The following is a 21,677-nucleotide window of genomic DNA, read 5'->3' as shown; positions in this document are numbered from 1 at the left end:
TAAACACTTGAATTGCGTGGCACCATAAATTTGTGTGGGTGGTGAAAGTTTTGGTTTACTGGTCCTGGCCGTGGGTGGTGGCTTTTATATTGTTGGTGTGGGTGTTGTGGGGCCGTGGTGTGATTGGGCCTTGGGCTGGGTTGGTTGAAACTTTTGTTGCACCACAAATTTGTGGTTTGTGTGTATTCAGTGATTGATTGCCGTGGCCTTGCCGTGGTTTTTCCTTTTGTGGGGTGCTTTGTATTGCTGTGGTTGTTGATTGTGTCCTGGTGGTGTGGGAGAATGTTAAATTAAAGTTAAATTTTTGGTTTTGTAAGGTGAGTAGTGCCGCGTGTGCGTGGTGTTGGGCATCGCTTTGGGGAGGATGTTGTCGTGAGTAGGCGTGAGTGTGGTGATTTGCCGAGGCTAATCGTGGAGTACCTTATTGCCAGGTGCCTTGAGGAGGGTTATGGCCCTTTGACGCCCATGAATGTCGTGAGGTTGCTCGCAGCCGCATTGTTCATAAACCCTGACGCCAAGGACCTCGTCGAGGCTATCGACGTTCATGAGCTGGCCCGTTGCTTCATGTACAGGGTTTACAAGTACCCAGTCTATAGCCAGGTCGTTATTGAGGCGATTAAGGAGTTGTGGCGTGATGGGCGTGTTGAGGTGAGGCTCGTGCCCGTCCTGGAGAATGGTGGGGTTACGCAGGTCATAGATAGGGGCGTGAGGTTCAGGGGTAGTAGGGAGGTCATTGCTGACCTGGAGAATGGGCAGTACACTAGGTACGGCGGGTGGGAGGGCCTCATTGATAGGATTAATAACGCCATTAATAGGTTTGGCTCATACAGCACTAGGAAGTTTAGGAAGTACTTGCATGAGAAACTTGGGATATCAACATTATACATTGAGTCCGGCGCAGACCTTATCAAGTACGTTGGCTTGATCAGGAGGATGAGGGAGGAGGGTAAGAAGGTTTCGGAGGAGGATAGGTTCATAGTTGAGTTATAGTATGTCCGTAGAGACTTCAGCAGCGATAGTACTCAACACGATCATCATTCATAGGCAGGGTAGGTATTAAGGACCCGCAGATGCGGTATCACACTCTACAATTACATAAGAGGCACCGAGTATAGGCCATAACCCTCCCACCTCCCGTGGACATTTTAACACGGCGTTAAGTTAGTGGCCTTGCCATTGACCAAGCCTCTTCGAAGATCCTCCTCGCCGTTTCCAGGTCTATTGGTACTAGGACCTCGATATTGTGTTTCCATGCCGATACCGTCATGTTGGCGCTACCAACCCAGGCCCTGCCGTCAGCTATGTAGAGCTTAATGTGTATGAAACCATCCTCCCCAAGGGGTGGGCTTAGCCTAATGTTGGCGAGCCAGGGATTTTTCCTCAGTAGTTCCTTAGCACTCATCCTAGCCCATAGGATTAGCGCCAGGCCCGGCGCTATGAATGCCAGGAGGAATATCAGGTAAAGGATGGTACTACCACTAATGAATATGCCATTAAATAAGATTGTTAGTAATCCCGTCATGCCAATTATCAAGAGTAGGAGACCATATTTAATACCCGCTGTATTTCTTAACTTGTCCAGGAAGTTATAGAATGCATTATCTTCACCCCTGCTGGTCACGACCATAGCCCTACCCTCCATGACCATTTTGAGGAGCTTACTGGCATAGGCTCCTGGATCCAGGGACTAACCACGTAGGCCACCCTAGCCCTAAGCACCTCATCAAAAACATCCCTAATACCAACACCAACCACATAGCCCTCACCAGCCACGAAACAAATCACAATACACAGCATTAAAAAACTAACCACACGAACACCACAACCCACAAACCCAAGCACACAACACCAAACAATCAATAATCAACACCAGCCACGGCCAAGACCAGTAAACCAAAACTTTCACCACCCACACAAATTTGTGGAGCACGGTGATGCGGTAGTAATCATCGTGCTTTGCCCTGGTTTCGGGGATTGGGTTTTTATTGTTACTCGTTTGTTTTTGTTGATGGGTGTGGTTGTTAGGGAGCTCGATGTTGGGGCCTTGGCTAGGGGGAGGCTTGGTGAGGCTGTGACTGAGCTTGGTGTTGCTGAGGCGTTCCTGGGTCAGGGCCTTGTGAGGAATGCTGCTGGTAAGGCCTTCCAGGCGTGGAAGGCGTTCATATCGTACATAGCCCTCAGTAACGTGGGGCTCCTCAGGGAGAAATACCGTGGGAACAAGCGCGTCGGTTCTGTATTAGTTCCCATGCACGAGTGGGTGGCGGCCGTGGCACCAACGAGTAGGTTAATGGAGCTAAGTATAGAGCTTGAGAAGGTCATACCAGGCATTACCGAGCTAACGGCAATAGCCCTGGAACTACATGAATACCAATACAACGGCCCCGACCCAGAGGGCATAAGGAGCAAGGTGCCCAATGACGAAGTGGCAACCGCATTAATCAGGAAATTAATCGAGAGGGCCAGGGAATTAATAAGTAAGGTGGCAGCGGAGTCTTGATGATTTTCACGTCCTTACTTACGCATTCCTCTTAGTCGTTCCTACTGCTGCCCTTTTATTGCCAATACCAGTTCCTTAGTTTCCGCCTGGCCGACTCCAGGGTTTGCACTGGGTTTGTGGCCTTGATGCGAATCCGCACCCTGGGACTACAATTAGTTTGTTTGGGTCTCCATTAACGACATCCAGGCTGCCTCATACCTCTTCCTAATCACCTCCACGGGCTCCACATTCCTCGACTTAACACTGACTATGCCAAGCGCCAACTTCTTATCCCTGGGAACCGCGTATTGCTTGAAGTACCTTAGTTCTTCGTAGTCCCTAATCCCATCAAAGACCTCGAAGGGCCTAGCACGCCCACCTTTAGGTCGTAGAGCTCCGGTAATGCATCATCGTAGTGACCCAGCGTGTTGAATTGCGAATTATTGAAGTTATCCCCAGCATGAGTGTATTACCCGGTGCCGCTTATGTAACTCAAGCAGCACAGCCTCGGGAATGAAGACCCTCTCTTGCAAAAACAAGGCACCTAAATGTTTAGCACCGTATTTTTATTGCCCATTGTATTGGTACTAGGTCTCTGTTTGCCTTGAATTCGCATTGGTCGCAGACCATGACTCTACCCGGTAGTTGCCTTAGTTCATGTTCACAAATTGGGCATTTTGTGCTTGGTAGTCTCTTGAATTGGTACGGCACTCCGTACCAGGTGAGTTGATTTGTTAGTATTTTCACGAACCTTCTAAGGCCAGCCAAGTAGAGCTTCAGCAAGCCGTTGTTAAGGCCGTTCTCGATCAGTTCACGCCTACCCTCCTCAATAACATCATCAATGATTACCAAGGCCCTATACCTAATGGCTTCATGACGAGCTTATGAGCAATCTTCTGCGCATAATCCCTAGTGTAGGCGTACAACTTACGTCTCAACATCTTAATTTCACGCCATAAACGCCTACCCTTAACAGACTTGTGAAGTCCAAGCCTCCTCAACTTACCATATTCCTGCTCAAGTCTCAAAACCTCATTGTAGAGCCTATCAATACGCCTAAGCCAAGGTCTCCCACGGCCAAGGGATGAGATTGAACCGTCCTTAATTAATGCCCAGACAATCCCGTTTCTCCACGAGTTCACGTCAATAACGAGCATGTACTCACTGGGTTGTATTGGTTGTACCTCACGCTCGAAAGCTATGGCAATCTTCAGATAATCACCATCAATCCACGCCCTAGCCAGCTTGGGCCTACCATCCTCGCCCAATCGCTCCCTAATGTACCTAACCTCACTAGGCGTTAGGTTGATTGTTATTGCCCTTCGCTTAATGACCCACCTAAGCCTGAGCACATTACTGGTTAAGTCAATGAAGACTCCCTCACCCTTATCACGCTCATTATTGAGCCTAAGGCCCACATTGAGCATGGCGTGGACCTTGGCAAACCAGACCTTAGGCGGTTTAACCCCATTACTGAAACTAATCTCGCTCTTGAAGTAATTGAACGCATAAACGAACCTGGAGTCCAGGTCAGGTGGATATACAGTAAAGCCCCTAGCCCATAGGTTGCCCAACGCATCAACCCTAGTAAGAACCCTAACCAATGCATTCTTCTCTTCCTCTGTGAAGAGTCTCAATGGTCTTTTGATAATCAGTGTCCTATGGGCTTTCATCCTCAACCACCATCAGTATCTTCACCTCCTTACCGATTAACGGCCTAAGCTTCTCCCAGTACCTCTTCCTCACGTAAATCCTAATCTCACCCCTACCCTGCGTTATAATCGTACCCTCAACATACAAGACACTAGACATCAAGGCGAAAAAAAACAATACTAACTTATAAGTCTTTCTCTAGAAAGATTTATTAACCCCCAGGGTGAATGGACAATCACGGAAAGCCCGGTGTCTTGGGGAGGACAATCCGATGAACCCACCGGCGCCGAAGCCCCGCGGCAACTGAACAATGACGCCCCAAGAATGAGGCACAGACCCGACAGGAAATGACCAGGTGATTAGGCACGCAGGAATGCGGGGAACGGGGCAATAAGGATTAACAAGCACCAACGCCAAACCACGACACACCAAATAATCCTTATAATTGTGTTTTTGTTCATGCCTTGATGTATCGTAGGGAGTTGCTTGGTCCTGGGAGTGTTGATAAGGTTGGTTATATGTCCTCGGTTTTTGATGATGCTGAGATTTTTAGGTATGTGATTATTGCGTTGATTGTTCACGTTAATGAGCTTGAGAGGGTTGGCGTGGTTAGTGGTGATGTGGCTGGTAAAATTAGGGGTGCTCTTAGGGATATTTGGCGTGGTGGTTATGACCCTGGTAGATTGAGTGGTTATGAGGATGTTCATGAGTACGTGGAGGCCGAGCTCATTAGGAGGTTGGGGAGTATCGGTGGTTGGGTTGGGATTGGTAGGTCTAGGAATGACCACGTGGCCACTGCGATTAGGCTTAGGCTTAGGAGGGCTTTGCTTGACCTGGTCCTATTGGTGCTTAGGCTTAGGGAGGCCTTGCTGGGTAAGGCCATTGAGGCTTACGACAGGGTGGTCATTGGCTCGACGCATAGGCAGCCCGCCCAGGTCACGACGCTCGGCCATTACATGCTATACCTGGATGAGTTGTCCAGGGACTTCCTAGACGGGTTAATGCGCGTGTTCAACCTGGTCAATAGGTCTCCGCTGGGTAGTGGGCCCTTAGCGGGCACCATGGTTGGTATTGATAGGTCCAGGGAGGCCGCCGAGCTGGGCTTCGATGGTGTTGTCAGCAACACAATATACGCCACGGGCTCCAGGTACTTCGCCATTGAGACTGCGTCGGCGTTGGTTAATTACCTCGTGGAGGTTGGTAGGTTCATTAACAACCTCGAGATGTGGTTAATGCCACAGCTGGGCTACATCACTGCTGACCCGAGCCACCTGGCCACGAGTAGTATAATGCCGCATAAGAGGAACCCGGCCACGCTCGAGGTCTTCAGGGCTAGGATTGGTGAGGCCATTGGCATTTAATGGCCATGTACTCAATACTCAGGCCCGTGGAGTCTGGCTACCAATTGGACCTGCAGGAGTTGACCAGGCACCTCTGGGCAATAATTAGGATCGCTGTTGAGGGCCTGTCAATACTCACGGACTTCATTAATGGCGTAAGGGTCAATGAGGATGGCGTCAGCGAGTCCCTGAGCAAGTACGTGGTCACGGCTGCCGAGTACGCCGAGGTAAGGTCGATGAGGGATGGGGTGCCCTTCAGGGACGTGTATAATGAGGTCGCTAGGGAGCTCAGGAAGGGCGTCAGGGTTGGGCTCGGAGTCAATGAGGCCCTGGCTAAGCCGGTCCAGGGATCCTCAAACCCGCAGTTCATCATCAACGAGGCGAGGGCGAGGATTAATGAGGTCAGGGAGTTGGTGGCTAGGATTAACTCAATTGTGAGTAGGCTCGATGAGGTTGAAAATAAACTACTCACTGGGTAGTCTCGGCCTCAACCAACTCCTCAACAACGTACTTACCACCACCCCACAACCACCCAAAGGCCCTCGCAAGCTCGAGCCCGAGACTTGGATGCAGTATTATTGGCGTTGCCGTGTCTGCGGCGAGCCTCCTTGTGGTGTAGTCCCTATCCATTGTGTCGCCGCCCGTAATCACTATGTCGACCATACCCTGCTTAAGCATGGCCCTCACGTCCTCGGTGTCGTCGAGGATAGTAAGCCACTTACCTAAGTGCTTCCTCACCTCCTCAATCGCCTTAGCGTGGTACTCATCGTAGGTGTAAACCAGGGCATTCCTCTTGGGTACCTTGGACGGGGTTGTTGATAGCCAGGCCTTCAGCAGGGCCTCCTCAAACACCCTACCACTCGAGGCGACCTCGCCGGTGCTGTACATCACAGGGCCAAGCCTCGGGTATGAACCCCTAACCCTACTCCAACTGAATTGGCTCGCCTTAACCCACCAACGCCTAGGCCTAAGCACCCTGAACTCCCTATCCATGCCCAGGCCACCCAGGGCGGCCTTCACCGACAGGTTCATGAGGTTGACGCCGGTGGCCTTGCTGGTAAAGGGCATTGCCCTGCTCGACCTAACATTAGCCTCGATCACGTATAGCCTATCCCTGGCGATGAACTGGATGTTGAATGGGCCAACTATGTTCAGGGCCCTGGCGATCCTAAGCGAGGCCTCCGCCATCCTAAGTCTCCACTCATCGTTCAATTTATAGTCGAGGCCCCTGGGCGGTATTACCATGGTGCTATCCCCAGAGTGAACGCCGGGCGGCTCAATGTGCTCCACTGGCACGACAATGACCGACTTCCCATCGCTGACGCCATCAACCTCGGTCTCGACGCCATCGCCAATGAACTTGGACACTACGACTGGGTGCTCAGGGCTTATCCTGGTGGCCCTATTGACGTAATTCAGTAGTTCCTGCCTATCCCTGGCAATGCCATGTAGGTCCCGCCAAGTACGTAGCTGGGCCTAACAATGACTGGGTAGTCGAGCCACCTCTCGACAAGTCCTATCAACTCCTCAATAGTTGATGCGTAGGCCCAGGGCGGTTGGTCGAGACCAAGCTCATCGAGTAGTTTCGAGAACTTGGACCTATCCTCGGCTAGGTCCACGGACTCTGGGCTTGTGCCCAGGATCCTAACGCCCTCGATTAACCACGACCTTGCCTTACCATAGAGTCTCTGCCCAATCTGCCCGCCAGCCCATAGGACCACGAGCTTTGGCTTCTCCTTAATCAGGATGTTCCTGAGGGTCTCTGGCGTTAGTTGGTCGAAGAAGAGCTTATCCGCGAAGTCCCAGTCCGTGCTCACAGTCTCCGGGTTATAATTCAGTATGCCAACCTATAACCGAGCCTCCTCAGCATGAGCACGGTATTGACCACGGACCAATCAAACTCGACGCTAACGCCAATCCTAAAGACCCCGGCCCCGGTCACCACGGCGTCGACGCCTGGCCCCGTGTTATCATCAACCTCACCACCGTGGGTTAGGTATAGGTAGTTCGTTGATGCTGGCCACTCACCAGCCAGGGTGTCGATCTGCTTGATCACTGGCAGCCTCCTCTCAGGTTCACTGCCCAGGGCCTTTCTCAACTGCTCCTCGCTGAAGCCCAGCACGTAGGCCTCCTCAAGCGGTAGTGGCTCGCCCTTCCTCAACCTCTCGTAGAATTCCACGACCCTCCTGATGGCGTTTAGGAAGAACTTATCCACGCCAGTCCACTCATTGATCTCATCGACTGTGAACCCCTCCCTGAGTAGTACGGCTGTGTATAGGAACCAGTATGGCTTCCTCTCCTTGACAACCCTAATAGCCTCCTCAACACTCGCCTCCTCGTAGATCCTACCACCAACTAGGCCCGGCTCCCCAATGTCGAGCATCCTAACCGCCTTCTGCCAAGCCTCCTCAAGCGTCCTACCAATACCCATAACCTCGCCAATACTCATCATCTCGGGTCCCAGGGACTCATCAACGCCAAACCTATCGCTCTCCCAACGCGGTATCTTGACCACGATGTAGTCTAGGCTCGGCTCGAAGGATGCCACAGTCCTGCCGGTAACCCTATTGATTAATTCGCTAAGCCTATAACCAAGCGTCAGCTTGGCCGCTATGTAGGCCAGTGGGTAGCCTGAGGCCTTGCTGGCTAGGGCGCTTGAGCGGCTCATCCTTGGGTTGGTCTCTATCACGTACATCTCAGGGCCCCTCGGGTTAATTGCTACCTGCACGTTGCACTCGCCGATTAGGTTTATGGCGTTGGCGACGCCAATCGAGATTAGCCTAGCCCTTTGATACTCATCATTGGTTAGCGTTAAGCAGGGCGCAACCACCACGGAGTCGCCAGTGTGCACGCCCATTGGGTCTATGTTCTCCATGCAGACCACGGCAACGGAATCGCCGTACTGATCCCTCATTACCTCGAACTCGATCTCCTTCCAACCACCAATGTACTTCTCGACCAGGACCTCCTTAATCTCGCTCATTGCCAGGGCCTTGTGGTACTTACTGACCAATTCATCATCATTACGCGCAACGAAGGCCCCTGCACCGCCTAGGTTGAAGGATACCCTGGCCAGTATTGGGTAGCCCAGCTCCCTGGCGGCGGTTAGGGCCTCGTTTAGTGAGTACGTGGTCTTGGAGGGTAGCACCGGTATTCCATGCCTACTCATTAAGTCCTTAAACAACTGCCTACTCAGGGCGGACCTAATGCCCTCTATTGGCGTGCCCAGGACCTTGACACCGTACTTCCTGAGTATGCCCAAGTCATTTAGGTTAACGCAGGCCGAAAGCGCTGTTTGGCCTCCAAAGCCGCAGGCGATTGCGTCTGGCCTCTCCTTCTCGATTACAATCTCGAGGAACTCGGGCTTAATGGGCACCAGGTAGACCCTGTCTGCGAATACTCGCGTGGTCTGTACCGTAGCCACGTTTGGGTTTACCAAAACCGTGGTTATGCCCTCCTCCTTATAAGCCTTCAAGGCCTGAATACCGCTGTAATCAAACTCCGCAGCCTCCGCAATCTTGATCGGCCCACTCCCAATAACTAGGACCTTCCTAACGTCCATGATTAATCACCATCCTAGCGAACTCATCAAAGACCCAGTTGGCATCCAACGGGCCCGGCTTTGACTCTGGGTGGAACTGCGTCGTTAGTATTGGCAGTCTCTCATGCACTAGGCCCTCCACGGTACCATCATCAGGCTGTACGGCCCATACCCTGAAGCCGGTGCCTTAATGCTCTCAGGGTCCACTGCGTAGCCGTGGTTGTGGGTCGTTATGTAGACCTTATTCCTTATTAGGTCCAGGACAGGCTTGTTGATTGCCCTATGTCCATACCTCATCTTGTAAATCCTTGCCCCGATCCCAAGGGCTATTACCTGGTGCCCTAGGCATATGCCGAGTTGGTATTCTATCCCTAATGACCTCCGTGGCCACGTCACTCAGGTAGGTCAGTAGGTTTGGGTTGCCGGGACCATTGCTCAGCAGAACCCCATCGCAGTTATCCAGGGCCTTCCTCCACATGTGGCATGGGTACCTAACGACCCTGAAACCCCTGCTCAGTAGATTCCTCACAATGCTCATCTTAACGCCGCAGTCCACAATGCCTATGCAGGGCTTGTCATCATCACCGTAATAAATTGGGCTGCTTGGCGTCACGAGTCTCGTGAAGTCAATATCATCGTACTTAGGGGCATCCCTGAGCATTCTCATGGCCCTATCAACGTCATCGGCAATGACCCCCATCATTACGCCAACCTCCCTCAACTTAACAGTCAATGCCCTGGTATCCACCCTATAAATGCCAGGCACGCCATCCTTCCTAAACCACTCATCAAGGCTCATTATGGATGTGTAGTGGCTCGGCATTGTTAGGTCGAAGATCACGGCACCACTAACCTGTATTGAGTCGCTCTCCCACTGGTCGGGTGACGTACCGTAATTACCGATTAACGGGCTCGTGAACACCAGTATTTGCCCCCTGTATGATGGGTCCGTTAACGACTCTGGGTAACCAACATTAGCTGTTGTGAAGACAACCTCACCAACAACCTCATTATCAGCCCCAAAGGCATATCCACGGTATACACTACCATCCTGAAGCACTAGGTATCTCCTCCTCAAACCGAATCATTCAGACGTCCTCATTATAAATATTTTATAAGCTTTGCCCTTAAGGCACTTACATCACGACGCTAAATACATAATGTATATATATTTGTTTAAAATAGGGACTGCAATGCGCGGCTTCTCTCAATCAATAACCTTCCTGAGGGAAAGCCCGACCAGGAGGATTGACGCAATTAGGGAGAGGTTAAGGCGTGAGAGGAGGGATATCATAAACCTATCAGCTGGACAACCCGGGATACCGCCGCCCATCGAGATCAGGTCATTACTGGCTAAGCAGTTGATTGAGGAGAGTGGCATGGAGCTTTACGGCTACACGCCCAGCCAGGGTGTTCTGGAGTTGAGGGAGGCGATTTCCGAGGATTTAAAGAGGCTTGGCGGTATTGACGTTAACCCAGACAACATAGTTGTTATAGCGGGCGGTCAGGAGGGGATGTTCGCAACATTCATGACAATACTGAACCCGGGCGATGAGGTCATACTACTTGACCCAACGTACTTTGGGTATAAGCCAATAATTGAGTACTTCGGCGGTAGGGTGAGGAGACTTTACCTGAGCATGGATGATGGGTTTAGGGTTGATATTGAGAAGCTTAAGGAATTAGTAACAAATAAGACGAAGGCATTGGTCCTCGTATCCCCCGACAACCCGACAGGCAATATAATTGATAGGGAGACCGCGAGGGCTATAGCAGACCTAGCCGTGGATAAGGATTTCTGGATAGTGTCTGATGAGGCCTATAGGACGTTGATCTACGAGGGCGAGCACACTTACATTTACAGGTACGCGCCTGACCACGTGATATCAATAAACACCTTCTCGAAGGATCCAGGAATACCAGGTTGGAGGTTGGGCTTTATCTACGGCCCAAGCAATGCCATCCCGAAGCTAAAACTCGCGGCCGAGGAAATGACCTACTGCCCACCGGTGTTTGCCCAGAGGTTCGTGGCGGCATACCTCAGGTCTGAGGTTAGGATGAGGCATCTAAAGTATATAATTGATGAGTATAGGTCCAGGAGGGATGCGGTGGTTAAGGCATTGAGGGAGTACCTACCCGAGTCCAGGTTTATCGTTCCTAGAGGCTCGATGTTTGTCTTCGTTGACCTATCGAAGTACATAAGGGATTCCGAGAGGTTCGCCGAGGCGTTGCTTGAGAGGTATGGGGTAACCGTAATACCGGGCACCTACTTCAGCGATGTTTATAGGTCAGCCATCAGGATATCATTCGTGGTAGAGAGTATTGATAGACTGCAGTTAGGCGTTGAAAGGATCAACAGGGCTATTAATGATTTGAGGGGCTCGCTCTAAATTGCGAATTATGATTCTAAATACCTCATTCATGGCAATATTTATAATATTTTAGCGCAACCCCACAGTGATGCTCATAATAATAAAGGTTGGTGGGTCAGTGATAAGGAAGGACGTTGATAACCTCATTAGGGAGGTCCCTGAATTAATCGGTAATGGCCATAGGGTAATCCTCGTCCACGGCGGTGGCTACTTCATAAATGAGTTAATGGAGAGGATGGGGATTAAGCCCAAGTTCGTAACAAGCCCCAGCGGTGTCACGAGTAGGTATACGGACCTAGAGACACTGAGGGTCTATGTGATGGGCATGATGTACCTAAATAAGGACTTGGTGAGTAGGTTGCAGGGCGTTGGCGTTAATGCCATTGGCCTATCAGGCCTTGACGCTGGGCTTCTCAGGGCTAGGAGGAGGGAGAGTATGATAATAATTGATGAGAGGGGTAGGGAGAGGGTTGTTGATGGTGGTTATACGGGCAAGATAGAGAGTGCCAATAGGGACTTTATAATGAGACTGCTTAATGATGGATTTACGCCCGTCATAGCGCCAATAGCCATGGACAATAAGACGGGCAGTGCATTAAATGTTGATGGGGACCAAGCACTCGAGGTCTTGTCGACCTCACTAATGCCTAACTATGCCGTGATCCTCACGGATGTTGATGGCGTTATTGTGAATGGTAAGGTCATTAGTAGGGTTAATGCCGCTGAGGCCCAGGGGTTATTTAAGAATCCCGAGGTTAGGGGCGGTATGAAGAGGAAAGTGTACACGGCTGCTCAGTTGGCGGGTAGGGGTATATACACGATAATATCCAACGGCACCATCGAAAGACCAATAACATCAGCAATTAATGGCTTAGGCACGCATGTAGTCCCGTCCAGTAACTCCTAAGGTTAGTATATATCTACTCCATATTATTTATAAAACCTCCCGCATTGACCATAACGCTTATAAATAGGTTATATTCACGCAGTACTGATGCCAACCAAAGTCTCCTGCCAGGTCTGTGGAGCAGACATAGAGGTGCCGGATGACGTACTCGATGGTGAGTTGATAAGCTGCCCGAGCTGTGGTCAGAAGTACCAAGTGGTTATTCAGAATGGGTTGATCCAGCTGAAGATTATTAAGGTTGAGGAGGAGGATTGGGGAGAATAAGGGGTGGTTCTGATTGAAGTCGTACACTTCCTCTACGACACCATAAGGCTCGACGAGAAGCTCCTAATTAGGGAATTCGACAACCTGGGCATTAATTATAGGCTCGTGAACGCTGAGGAAGTAATCTTCGAATTCCCTGGAGTCAACGAGGTCGGTATCGCATTCATAAGGACTGTTAGCCAGACCAGGACGCAGTTACTATCGCAAATGTACGAGGTGATTGGCGGTAGGTCAATAAACCCGTATGCCTCAATAATGATTGGGAATAATAAGGCCGTAACCCTGGCAATACTTAACCGCTTCGGTGTACCAATACCAAACACAGTAGTAGCCCTATCCAGCGAGTCTGCAACCAAGGCCCTGGGCATCATTGGCTTCCCAGCTATTGTTAAGCCTATACATGGTTCCTGGGGTAGGCTCGTGAGCCTGGCGGGTAGCACCGAGGACTTCGCATTGCTGGCGAGACATAGGAGTTCCATGGAGAATCCGCAGTACGAGACTTACCTGATCCAGGAGTTCGTTAGAAAGCCTGGTAGGGACATTAGGGTGACGGTGGTTGGTGATGAGGCTGTTGCCGCGATCTACAGATACGCGGTTAATGATGATTGGAGGACAAACACTGCCAGGGGCGGTAGGGCAGAGGCCGTCACGATCGACCCAGAGCTTGAGGATATAAGTGTCAGGGCTACTAAGGCAATAGGCGCTTATTACGTAGGTGTCGATGTTGTTGAGTCTGACGGTGGTTACAAGGTCCTTGAGGTCAACACGGTGCCTGAGTTTAAGAATGTGCAGAGGGTTACTGGGGTTAACGTTGCTAGGCGAATTGCGGAGCTTGTTAGAGACGTTGTCAAGAGGGGTTGAGAATGTTCAGCGATGAGGCCAGGTTAAAATTACTCATGGAGGCCCTGAACATTTACTCACCCACGGGTGGTGAACATGAACTCGCGGAGTTCCTATCGGAATTACTCATTATGAATGGGTTTGAGGCTAGGATTGATGATGTTGGTAATGTAATCGCCATTAGGGGTAGTGGCGAGCCTGTGCTATGGCTTCATGCGCATATGGACACCGTGCCAGGCTTCATAGAGGTTAGGCGTGAGGGTGATAAAATCATTGGCAGGGGTGCCAGTGATGATAAGGGCCCGTTAATGGCAATGACGATAGCCTTCATGGAGAGCGAGTTGAGCAGGGGAACCCTCGTGCTGGCAGCGGTTGTACATGAGGAGGGTGATAGCCTGGGCACTAGGCATTTAATAACTGGTAACCACGTGCCGAGGCCCAGCGGCATAATTGTTGGTGAGCCAACCGGCGTGGATAGGGTGGTCACTAAGTACAGGGGTGGTACTAAGATTGAGGTTAACGTGAGGACCAGGGGAGGGCATGCGTCAAATCCAGACCTGGACTCAAACTCAATACTCATCGCAATGAATGTTTACAGGGACCTATGGAATGCACTGGGCGCCGGCACGTCCTATGAGAATTTCCTAGTAACGCCAACAATGATTAACTGCGGTGAGGCGGAGAACATGATACCGAGCAACTGCAGGTTAATACTTGACGTTAGGATACCGCCGGGCAGGTCATGCGAGGATGTTGAGAATGCGGTTAATGAGGTGCTTAGTAGGTATGGGGGTTCCGTAAGCATTAATGTTAGGTGGTGCACAGAGCCTGTGGAGGTCCCTGTCAATAACGCCAGCGCCAGGGCTGTGTCTAGGGCAATAATTAAGGTACTGGGTAGGGGACCCGTGCTGGCTAGGAAGTGGGGCACAAGCGACATGAATGACCTGGTTGTGTTAACTAGGAACATGGTTGCCTACGGACCTGGTGACGGCACATTCTCACACTCACTCGAGGAGTACATACTCATTGATGATTATCTCAAGGCCATTGAGGTATATAAGCATGCGGTGAGTGAATTTATGAGTATTTATAGGTAAGTAATATTTAAATTGTTATTTATTATTAAGGGTAAAATTTATAAATTATTTACTTCACGAAATACCTGGGTGGTTCCCATTGAAGCAGGTACTAACCAGACCCTACGATTCCAGGGAGGTAATGAAAACGAATTACTAAGGCAGCTATTAAGGCGTGAGGGTATTGATTATGAAGAGCTGGATGAAGCCGTTATTAAGCAGTGGCCGTTGCCTCCCAGGTTAATGACTGACGGCATAAACATAGACCCTGAACCGCCTGAGAGATTATTTATTACCGATACTACGTTTAGGGATGGGCAGCAGGCATTCTATGTTTATTACTCAATCGATGACGCCGTTAGATTATTTAGGTTGTTGGCCGACCTGGACAATGGGAGCGGCCGCATCATTAGGAGTGAGTTCTTTCTATATAGTCGTAGAGATAGGGAGTTGGTTGAGGCCGTTAGGGACCTAGGCCTTGAGTGGCCTAAGGTCATTGGTTGGGGTAGGGCTAGGGTTGAGGATGTTAGGTTAGTTAGGGATGCTGGGCTTGATGAGATGGTAATGCTCATGTCCATATCGGACATACACATTAGGTATAAGTTCAACTCCACTAGGGACAGAATCGTGAGTAAATACCTCGAGACCGCCGAGTACGCGCTCAAGGAGGGTATTAGGCTTAGGTGTTCCCTTGAGGATGTGACTAGGTCCGACGTGATCGGCTTCGTAATACCATTCGTGGAGAAGCTCCTAAGGCTTGGGGAGAGATATGGCGTTGAGATCACGATTAAGCTGCCGGACACCACGGGCGTTGGTGTCCCATACCCATTCGCACCACTACCCTACAGCATTCCCAAGTTAGTCTGGGTCCTTAGGAAGGCCCTGGGCATACCCAGTGAGTCACTTGAATTTCATGGGCACGGTGACTACTACATGGCAGTACCCAACGCGGTGGCTGCCTGGCTTTACGGAGCCTCGGTAAACAACGGTACACTACTCGGCATTGGCGAGAGGGCGGGCAATGTACCCATTGAGGCCCTGGTCATTTGGTATGCCAGGATCAGGGCTCATTTGATGGTATGAACCCTAAGGTAATTAGTAAAATTGCGGAGGAGTTCAGGAGTCTCAATTACCAGGTGCCCAGGTACCAACCAATCGTTGGTGAGAATGCCTTCACAACAGCGGCGGGCATTCATGTGGATGCCCAGTTGAGGAACCCAATGACGTACCTATCAATGGATCCTGAGGTAATTGGCCGCAGGGCTAACATAGTCATCGGCCCGTACTCAGGCAGATCATCGATAGAGTATTGGTTGAGGCTCATGGTATGGACCCATCACCTGACCTGGTTGATGCCATGTATAGGAGGATCATGCAGTTGTACGATGAGGGTTTAAGGAGAGAGCCATTGAGTAATGAGGATTTAAGTGAGGTTCTTAACGAGGTCATGAGGAGTCAGAAAACACTGCCTTAAGAGCCTTCACAGCGGCTTCCAAGTCCTCATCGGTTATGCAGTACGGCGGTAATAACCTCACTGTAGTCCCACCGGCCACGCTGGTCAGTAACCCCATGTTGATCAGCCTATCAATGTATGGGTCAGCCCTCCTCCTAAGCTCCACACCCAGCATCAGTCCCATGCCCTTGACCCTAAGCACCGCCTTTAAACCGTTGAGTTCATCCTCGAGAATCCTCATGAACCTATCACCCACGGCCCTAACCCTCTCTGGCACATTCTCGCCTAGTAATACTTCAACGCCGGCCTTAGCCGCGGCCATGACCAGGGGATTACCCGCGAAGGTTGAGCCGTGCTCCCCAGGCTCAAAGACATCACCAAACTCCCTCCTCACCACAGTGACCCCTATTGGTAAGCCGCCTGCTATGGACTTACCTGCCGTGAATATGTCGGGCTCAACGCCGTAATTCTCAAAGGCCCAGACACGCCCAGTCCTGCCGAAGCCTGTCTGTACCTCGTCGAATATCAGGAGCACATTCCTCTCCCTAGTTACCTGCCTAAGCGCCCTAAGGAATTCTGCTTAGCCGGGTTAACACCGCCCTCGCCCTGTATTGGCTCAACAATTGCTGCGGCTAAATCCTCAGTCACCAACTTATCCACCTGGTCAACGGCGTTGAATGGTGCGAACCTGACCTTGTAGGGCAGTGGTTCGAAGGCCTTCCTGTATTTCTCGTTACCGGTCACTGATAGTGAGCCCATGGTCCTTCCGTGGAATGAGTTCATGAACGCCAGGAACTCGGCTTTACCACTTATTTTCCTCGCAATCTTAAGGGCAACCTCAACGGCCTCAGTACCGCTGTTCTGCAGGAATACTTTGCCGAAGCTATTCGGTACTACCCTCATGAATTCCCTAATGAACTCAGCCCTAACGTCGTTGTAGAATGTCAGTGGGACGGTTATTATTTTATCCAGTTGCTCCTTAATGGCGTTCACAATCCTTGGGTTCCTATGTCCGAGGAAGGCAACGCCAAAGCCCGTGTGCATGTCGAGGTACTTATTATTGCCTGAGTCCCACACGTACTGCATGTAGCCCCTGACAATGTTTATGGGCTTCTTACTGTAGTACCTGGCCAGGTACTCATCCTCAAACCTGAGTAGATCGTTACTCATTACCTAATCACCTCTTAGCGGTGTTTATAACATATTCAACTATCCTACGCGCAATATTAACGCCAGAAACGCTCATTAACCCCTTGAACTCGGGTATGGCGTTAACCTCATTAATCATGTAACCACGCTCATCATTATGGAGCAGGTCAACACCGGCATAATCAAGGTCTAGGGCCTTCACGGCTTGATCGCTATCTCATACGCATCATCACCAAGCCTAACCGCCTGGGCAACCCCACCCCTAGCCACGTTACTCCTCCAATCATCGTTGCTCGGTCTCCTGACCATTGAAGCCACAGCCTCCTCACCAATGACGAAAACCCTGTAGTCCGTGCCATCACCAATGAATGGCTGGACCATGGAAATCCTCATGTAAGTCTCGCCAACGGCCTTATGCCTAAGCAGCATTGTTAGGTCCTCGGTGCTACCCGCCAGGCTCACGAGCCTACCCCAGGAACCATGTATAGGCTTAACAATGATTGGGTAATTAATACCATCATGTTGGGCGCTCGCCGAGAATAGGAGCTTTGTCGGTACCGTGGGTATGCCCGCCCTAACCAGGGTCGATATCGCAATGGCCTTGTTCCATGAATTCTCTATGGCCAGGCCCTTATTGATTGTCCTCACTCCATGAATATTCAGGATGCGGGCGATAATCCCCGCCTTTGAGTGGCTCATGGGTCTAACAAGGACCGTGCCCAGGTCATTACCACCCTGTTTAGGTCTAGGGATAATTCATCAATATTTAGTAGGGAGACGGTAACACCGAAGTCTCTAAACTCCTTAAGTATTAGTTTTTCTTCGGTCCTCATTGTGTCATATAGCATGGAAACCGTTCCATACTACCAAGCTTCGGCTCTAAATACGCTATATAAATATTTCCCCAATAAACAATAGTATGCCTATAACTCCGAAATTAGTAAAGAAAATATTTAAAAGCCCCGTTGCCATGTAGGCATTGGTGAGACGTCATTGAAGCGGGAACCACGGTTAAACAAGACCTCTCACTTGTGCTCAGTAAGTACGGGCCTGTGGAGCAGAGGATACACAATGAATTAGTGAGTAAAGGGTTCAGGGTATTCTTAGTGAATACTAGGGATGATGGGGTTGGTTATGTGGGTGGTAAGGCCGTCCTTCTCCTTGACGATGCATTCGAGGCCTTCGTCATATCTGGGTTGTTCGAGGATACTCTGAACCCACGCGATGCCTATATAATGGCTATTAATAGGGCGTTACTTTTCAGAGAGCTATCCAGGCTTGGTTACCCAACGCCTGAGGTTAGTATTGCCCTTAATCCGAACGTGGTTGGTAAGTTAATTAAGGGCCTTGGTAGGGCCTACCTGGCAACGCCAACACCGGCCCTGGGCTGGATGGTGTAGTGACGACTTGGGAGGGTGGTAAGTCTGTGGCTGAGCATAGGATGTACATGGCCAACCCACTGGCTAGGATTAACATGGTGATTAGGGCGCCCGATAGCTCATTAACGCCCAGGTAATTGGTGATGAGTGCATTGGCTGTGGTGAGTTGGGTAATTGGGTCCTTAAACTATCCAGGGACATTAAGTGCCTAATGTGCACATACACCATTGGGGCCTACGGCAGCGACTATGTGGTCCTCGGCATTGAACCAAGGTTGAGTTAATAATGAATACCGTGAACAGCGTGGTGAGTACAATCGTGGGGTGGTTAGATGGCAGGTGGTAAGTACAGGGCATGCGTCGTTGGGGCCAGCGGAATAACTGGCGGTGAGTTACTTAGGCTATTACTCAACCACCCTGGCATTGAGTTAGTCTGCGCAACATCGAGGGAGTTCAAGGGTGAGTACGTGTTCAGGGTCCACCCAAATCTTAGGGGTAAGACGAACCTGACCTTCACGGACTCCACAATAGATAACGTACTGAAGAAGGAGGCTGACTTGGTATTCCTGGCGCTACCCCATGCAGAGTGTTGAGTGGGTACCGAAGCTCTATGAGACTGGGCTAACGGTCATCGACTTATCAGCTGACTTCAGGCTCAAGGACCCAAACGCATATGTTGAGTGGTATGGTTGGGAGAAGCCACACCCATACCCAGACCTACTCAGGAAGGCCGTGTATGGACTGCCCGAGCTGCACAGGGAGGAGTTGAAGGGCGCTAAATTAATTGCGGTTCCTGGGTGCATGGCGACGGCATCAATAATATCCCTAGCCCCTGTGGTTAGGGCAGGTCTCATAGACACTGATAGGATTGTGGTTGATGCAAAGATCTCGAGCTCAGGCGCTGGGGCCCATGCGCCCAGGCTAGACCTACACCCGTTCAGGACATACGTGATTAGGCCCTACGAGGTTGTTCATCACAGGCACACGGCTGAGATTGAGCAGGAATTAAGCCTAATAGTCAGTAAGCAGGTACGTGTTGCATTCACGCCGCACGCAGTGGACTTGGTCAGGGGTATCCTAACCACAGCGCACACGTGTTAGTAAAGCCTGTGCAGGAGCCAGATGTTTGGAGGGCCATTAGGTCCATGTACGGTAATGAACCATTCATCAGGATTGTTAAGGACAGGGCGGGCTTTCAAAGGTACCCAGACGTTAAGTACGTGATTGGCTCAAACCTGGTTGACATAGGCTTCGAGATAGACAATAGACTGGGTAGCTCGTCGTACTAGCGGCCATTGACAACCTAATGAAGGGCGCCAGCGGCCAGGCGGTTCAGGCAATGAATGTGGCCCTTGGCTTCCCAGAAACAACAGCGCTAGACCAAGCCCCACTATACCCAGTATGATGGGGCACGTTAAGTAATTAAACAGCATTTTAATTTGTTCAAATTAATTACGAAACTTTATAGCCCACGAACAACATTAAATACGCGATGGCAATACCGAGAGCATAATCAACGAAGCCGTAAAGAGAGGTATAGACCTCATCGACTTAATATCCAGGGCTTTAAACCTCGACTCCACTGGGCGCTCCAGGGCGCACCTGGAGTTGGCTGAGAAGTTTCTTAATGAGGACATGGACTTGGTTAATAAAGATCCTGTCCAGGCCAGTGAGAAGCTCTACAAGGTGGTTGAGGAGGTCATTAAGGCCTTGGCGGTGGCGCTAAACCTTGGCGAGACTTAAGCAGGGCAGGTCAGGAGGATGTGGGGTATGTTTATTAGGCTTGTCAGGGATATCGTCAAAAGCAATAAGTCTTAGCAAAATAAGAGAACTTTGATTTTAATAGATGTTAATGATTATGTCTCTCAATTAATGGCTGGCGCGCTTCATGATGTATAGGGCGATTATCGAGCTTATGATCATTAATGCGCTGCTCCATGCCATGTTTACCGGTATTGCCATTAGCCAGGGGCCTGGCTCCTTGGATGCCCCGGCCATCAACGTCGTTATTATTGCGGCCCAAGCCGCAAGCCAGGTTCCGCCATTATAGGCAAGGCCTGCCCCTGTGGCCCTGACGTTGGGCGGTAGTAAATCCCTTATGTAGACCTGCATAACACCCACGGGCAATACGGCTATGAAGTCCCACAGAAGTACTAACCAGCCATTGCCTAGCATTAGTATTGCGTACATCGTTGGGTATATGAGGGCAATTATTATCAATGCCGTCGTGAGCAGGGCCCTTGACGAACTCCTGAACAAATCAACAAGGACACCGCCAAAGACACTACCAACGGCGTCGCTTGCTGAAAGCACCGTGAGTATTAGGCCGGCAAGGGCTGGTGTGTAGTTGAGTATGTTCTGTAGAATGAATGGTGAGAGTTCGAGCATTACGTAGTACTCGTATAGGAAGCCCATTGTGGCTAGTAATATCGTTATTACGGGCAACCAATACCTAGTGAATAATACCTCATATGGACTCCTCACCTTCTCTGCAACCTCCCACTCAGGGGCTTCCGACAGTAGTCTCCTCCTGAATAATCAACCAATCACCGTGGTGACTATGCCACTCCAGAACACAATCCTCCAGCCAATGGTGTACATGGCATTCTCGGGCAGGTAGGTGGCCACCAACGTGTATGTGAAGGTTACGCCAAATATACCCAGGTCAAAACCAGCCTGCATAATGCCACTCGCCAACCCCCTGTATTTAACCACGCTCTCAACGGCCATGACACCACTCGACGAGTACTCACCACCTAGGAAGAAGCCCACCGCAAACCTAAGGAGTACGAGGAGCGCGACGGCGATTAGCCCGACCTGGGCGTAGGTTGGTAGGAAGCCCATCAGGAAGCTTGACAAACCGGCGCCAATCATTGTGATGTATAGTACGTACCTCCTACCGATCTTATCAGCCAGATTACCAAAGAACACACCACCAAGCGGTCTAACGGCTAGGGATACGCTGAAGGCGGCGAGGGTCGCAATCATCGAGCCCAAACGACCTAGTTGACTAAAGAAGACTTGGGCGATTATTGGTGCAACGAAGGCATAGGCATCCAAACCCCAGCCTAGCATTGAACCAACAACATTACGCCAATTATTCACTTCCGTTCCAGCTTCATAGTCGCAAGAACTCTCGATAATTATAACCTATTTAAACATTATCCATTTTATATTTATACTCCATTTATCATTGTGAGGATTTATCATTGACTCTATATTTTCCCG

At 50.4% G+C, this 21,677-nt stretch carries 19 protein-coding genes and 6 pseudogenes; 14 read left to right on the top strand and 11 right to left on the bottom strand.

What is annotated here, in order from left to right; translation table 11 throughout:
• Window positions 1-324: 324 nt before the first annotated feature.
• Window positions 325-990: a hypothetical protein gene (locus JCM14467_RS07785; RefSeq protein WP_054849713.1), complete on the top strand. Its 666-nt coding sequence runs from the start codon at window positions 325-327 to the stop codon at window positions 988-990.
• A 166-nt stretch (window positions 991-1,156) separates the two neighbouring features.
• On the opposite strand, the gene JCM14467_RS07780 is transcribed toward JCM14467_RS07785, so the two are convergent.
• Complete coding sequence (locus JCM14467_RS07780) at window positions 1,157-1,648, bottom strand: phospholipase D family protein (protein WP_252901095.1); 492 nt, start codon at window positions 1,646-1,648, stop codon at window positions 1,157-1,159.
• The gene (locus JCM14467_RS17095; protein WP_252901094.1) at window positions 1,618-1,860 is read right to left on the bottom strand and encodes a hypothetical protein; all 243 of its coding nucleotides are present in this window, start codon (window positions 1,858-1,860) and stop codon (window positions 1,618-1,620) included. The genes JCM14467_RS07780 and JCM14467_RS17095 overlap by 31 nt, the downstream gene beginning before the upstream one ends.
• A 148-nt stretch (window positions 1,861-2,008) precedes the next feature.
• On the opposite strand from JCM14467_RS17095, the gene JCM14467_RS07775 reads away from it, so the two are divergent.
• Window positions 2,009-2,497 (top strand): PaREP1 family protein, encoded by a 489-nt coding sequence (locus tag JCM14467_RS07775; protein ID WP_054849711.1) that lies wholly within the window; start codon window positions 2,009-2,011, stop codon window positions 2,495-2,497.
• Window positions 2,498-3,028: 531 nt separating this feature from the next.
• On the opposite strand, the gene JCM14467_RS07770 is transcribed toward JCM14467_RS07775, so the two are convergent.
• From JCM14467_RS07770 to JCM14467_RS17090, 3 genes are read right to left on the bottom strand one after another with little or no spacing between them, the layout of a single operon-like run.
• Window positions 3,029-3,328: a zinc ribbon domain-containing protein gene (locus JCM14467_RS07770; RefSeq protein ID WP_054849710.1), complete on the bottom strand. Its 300-nt coding sequence runs from the start codon at window positions 3,326-3,328 to the stop codon at window positions 3,029-3,031.
• The gene (locus JCM14467_RS07765; RefSeq protein WP_252901093.1) at window positions 3,322-4,149 is read right to left on the bottom strand and encodes a transposase; all 828 of its coding nucleotides are present in this window, start codon (window positions 4,147-4,149) and stop codon (window positions 3,322-3,324) included. Before JCM14467_RS07765 ends, JCM14467_RS07770 begins: the two co-directional genes overlap by 7 nt.
• Window positions 4,136-4,288: a hypothetical protein gene (locus tag JCM14467_RS17090; protein WP_252901092.1), complete on the bottom strand. Its 153-nt coding sequence runs from the start codon at window positions 4,286-4,288 to the stop codon at window positions 4,136-4,138. The genes JCM14467_RS07765 and JCM14467_RS17090 overlap by 14 nt, the downstream gene beginning before the upstream one ends.
• A gap of 308 nt (window positions 4,289-4,596) precedes the next feature.
• Between JCM14467_RS17090 and JCM14467_RS07760 the strand changes: the two genes are divergently transcribed.
• Both JCM14467_RS07760 and JCM14467_RS17085 read left to right on the top strand, forming a co-directional pair.
• Entirely contained in the window at window positions 4,597-5,490 is an 894-nt protein-coding gene (locus JCM14467_RS07760; protein ID WP_252901091.1) for a lyase family protein, read from the top strand.
• The gene (locus JCM14467_RS17085; RefSeq protein WP_252901090.1) at window positions 5,490-5,948 is read left to right on the top strand and encodes a hypothetical protein; all 459 of its coding nucleotides are present in this window, start codon (window positions 5,490-5,492) and stop codon (window positions 5,946-5,948) included. The genes JCM14467_RS07760 and JCM14467_RS17085 overlap by 1 nt, the downstream gene beginning before the upstream one ends.
• On the opposite strand, the pseudogene carB reads toward JCM14467_RS17085, so the two are convergent.
• A pseudogene (gene carB, locus JCM14467_RS07755) lies at window positions 5,938-9,031 on the bottom strand (carbamoyl-phosphate synthase (glutamine-hydrolyzing) large subunit). The gene JCM14467_RS17085 and the pseudogene carB sit on opposite strands and share 11 nt — an antisense overlap.
• Window positions 9,021-10,070, bottom strand: a pseudogene (gene carA / locus JCM14467_RS07750) (glutamine-hydrolyzing carbamoyl-phosphate synthase small subunit). The pseudogenes carB and carA overlap by 11 nt, the downstream one beginning before the upstream one ends.
• Window positions 10,071-10,203: 133 nt before the next feature.
• On the opposite strand from carA, the gene JCM14467_RS07745 reads away from it, so the two are divergent.
• The 7 genes from JCM14467_RS07745 (at window position 10,204) to JCM14467_RS17080 (ending at window position 15,866) form a co-directional block, all read left to right on the top strand.
• Window positions 10,204-11,400, top strand: a complete 1,197-nt coding sequence (locus tag JCM14467_RS07745) for a pyridoxal phosphate-dependent aminotransferase (protein ID WP_054849708.1) — start codon at window positions 10,204-10,206, stop codon at window positions 11,398-11,400.
• 70 nt (window positions 11,401-11,470) lie between these two features.
• Entirely contained in the window at window positions 11,471-12,289 is an 819-nt protein-coding gene (locus JCM14467_RS07740) for a [LysW]-aminoadipate/[LysW]-glutamate kinase (protein ID WP_054849707.1), read from the top strand.
• A gap of 87 nt (window positions 12,290-12,376) precedes the next feature.
• Window positions 12,377-12,553 (top strand): alpha-aminoadipate/glutamate carrier protein LysW, encoded by a 177-nt coding sequence (lysW/argW, locus tag JCM14467_RS07735; protein ID WP_054849706.1) that lies wholly within the window; start codon window positions 12,377-12,379, stop codon window positions 12,551-12,553.
• Between the two features lie 3 nt (window positions 12,554-12,556).
• Entirely contained in the window at window positions 12,557-13,414 is an 858-nt protein-coding gene (gene lysX / locus JCM14467_RS07730) for a lysine biosynthesis protein LysX (RefSeq protein ID WP_054849705.1), read from the top strand.
• Window positions 13,415-13,416: 2 nt separating this feature from the next.
• Window positions 13,417-14,490 carry a M20/M25/M40 family metallo-hydrolase gene (locus JCM14467_RS07725; protein WP_054849704.1) on the top strand — a complete coding sequence of 358 codons (1,074 nt, stop codon included), beginning with the start codon at window positions 13,417-13,419 and terminating at the stop codon, window positions 14,488-14,490.
• Between the two features lie 69 nt (window positions 14,491-14,559).
• Entirely contained in the window at window positions 14,560-15,552 is a 993-nt protein-coding gene (locus JCM14467_RS07720) for a 2-isopropylmalate synthase (RefSeq protein ID WP_252901089.1), read from the top strand.
• Window positions 15,549-15,866 (top strand): homocitrate synthase/isopropylmalate synthase family protein, encoded by a 318-nt coding sequence (locus JCM14467_RS17080; RefSeq protein WP_252901088.1) that lies wholly within the window; start codon window positions 15,549-15,551, stop codon window positions 15,864-15,866. Before JCM14467_RS07720 ends, JCM14467_RS17080 begins: the two co-directional genes overlap by 4 nt.
• A 48-nt stretch (window positions 15,867-15,914) precedes the next feature.
• On the opposite strand, the pseudogene JCM14467_RS07715 reads toward JCM14467_RS17080, so the two are convergent.
• The 3 genes and pseudogenes from JCM14467_RS07715 to JCM14467_RS17075 all read right to left on the bottom strand — a co-directional run bounded on the left by JCM14467_RS07715 (window position 15,915) and on the right by JCM14467_RS17075 (window position 17,919).
• Window positions 15,915-17,092: pseudogene (locus JCM14467_RS07715) on the bottom strand (aspartate aminotransferase family protein).
• A gap of 7 nt (window positions 17,093-17,099) precedes the next feature.
• Window positions 17,100-17,770: pseudogene (locus JCM14467_RS07710) on the bottom strand (ATP-grasp domain-containing protein).
• The gene (locus JCM14467_RS17075) at window positions 17,767-17,919 is read right to left on the bottom strand and encodes a hypothetical protein (RefSeq protein ID WP_252901087.1); all 153 of its coding nucleotides are present in this window, start codon (window positions 17,917-17,919) and stop codon (window positions 17,767-17,769) included. Before JCM14467_RS17075 ends, JCM14467_RS07710 begins: the two are co-directional and overlap by 4 nt.
• Window positions 17,920-18,102: 183 nt before the next feature.
• On the opposite strand from JCM14467_RS17075, the gene JCM14467_RS17070 reads away from it, so the two are divergent.
• From JCM14467_RS17070 to JCM14467_RS20015, 3 genes and pseudogenes are all read left to right on the top strand, one after another.
• Window positions 18,103-18,471: a hypothetical protein gene (locus JCM14467_RS17070; RefSeq protein WP_252901086.1), complete on the top strand. Its 369-nt coding sequence runs from the start codon at window positions 18,103-18,105 to the stop codon at window positions 18,469-18,471.
• Window positions 18,472-18,781: 310 nt separating this feature from the next.
• Window positions 18,782-19,854 (top strand): annotated as a pseudogene (argC, locus tag JCM14467_RS07700) (N-acetyl-gamma-glutamyl-phosphate reductase).
• A gap of 203 nt (window positions 19,855-20,057) precedes the next feature.
• Window positions 20,058-20,192, top strand: coding sequence for a PaREP1 family protein (locus JCM14467_RS20015; protein WP_342765498.1), 135 nt, complete (start codon window positions 20,058-20,060; stop codon window positions 20,190-20,192).
• 126 nt (window positions 20,193-20,318) lie between these two features.
• Here JCM14467_RS20015 and JCM14467_RS20010 read toward each other — a convergent pair.
• A pseudogene (locus tag JCM14467_RS20010) lies at window positions 20,319-21,524 on the bottom strand (MFS transporter).
• Between the last annotated feature and the right edge of the window lie 153 nt (window positions 21,525-21,677).

Origin of the sequence: Vulcanisaeta sp. JCM 14467 (assembly GCF_001316245.1) — an archaeon.
In the GTDB taxonomy this organism is placed as follows: domain Archaea; phylum Thermoproteota; class Thermoprotei; order Thermoproteales; family Thermocladiaceae; genus Vulcanisaeta.
Note: the sequence above shows the minus strand (reverse complement) of the source record. Positions and strands in the feature narration are given on the sequence as shown.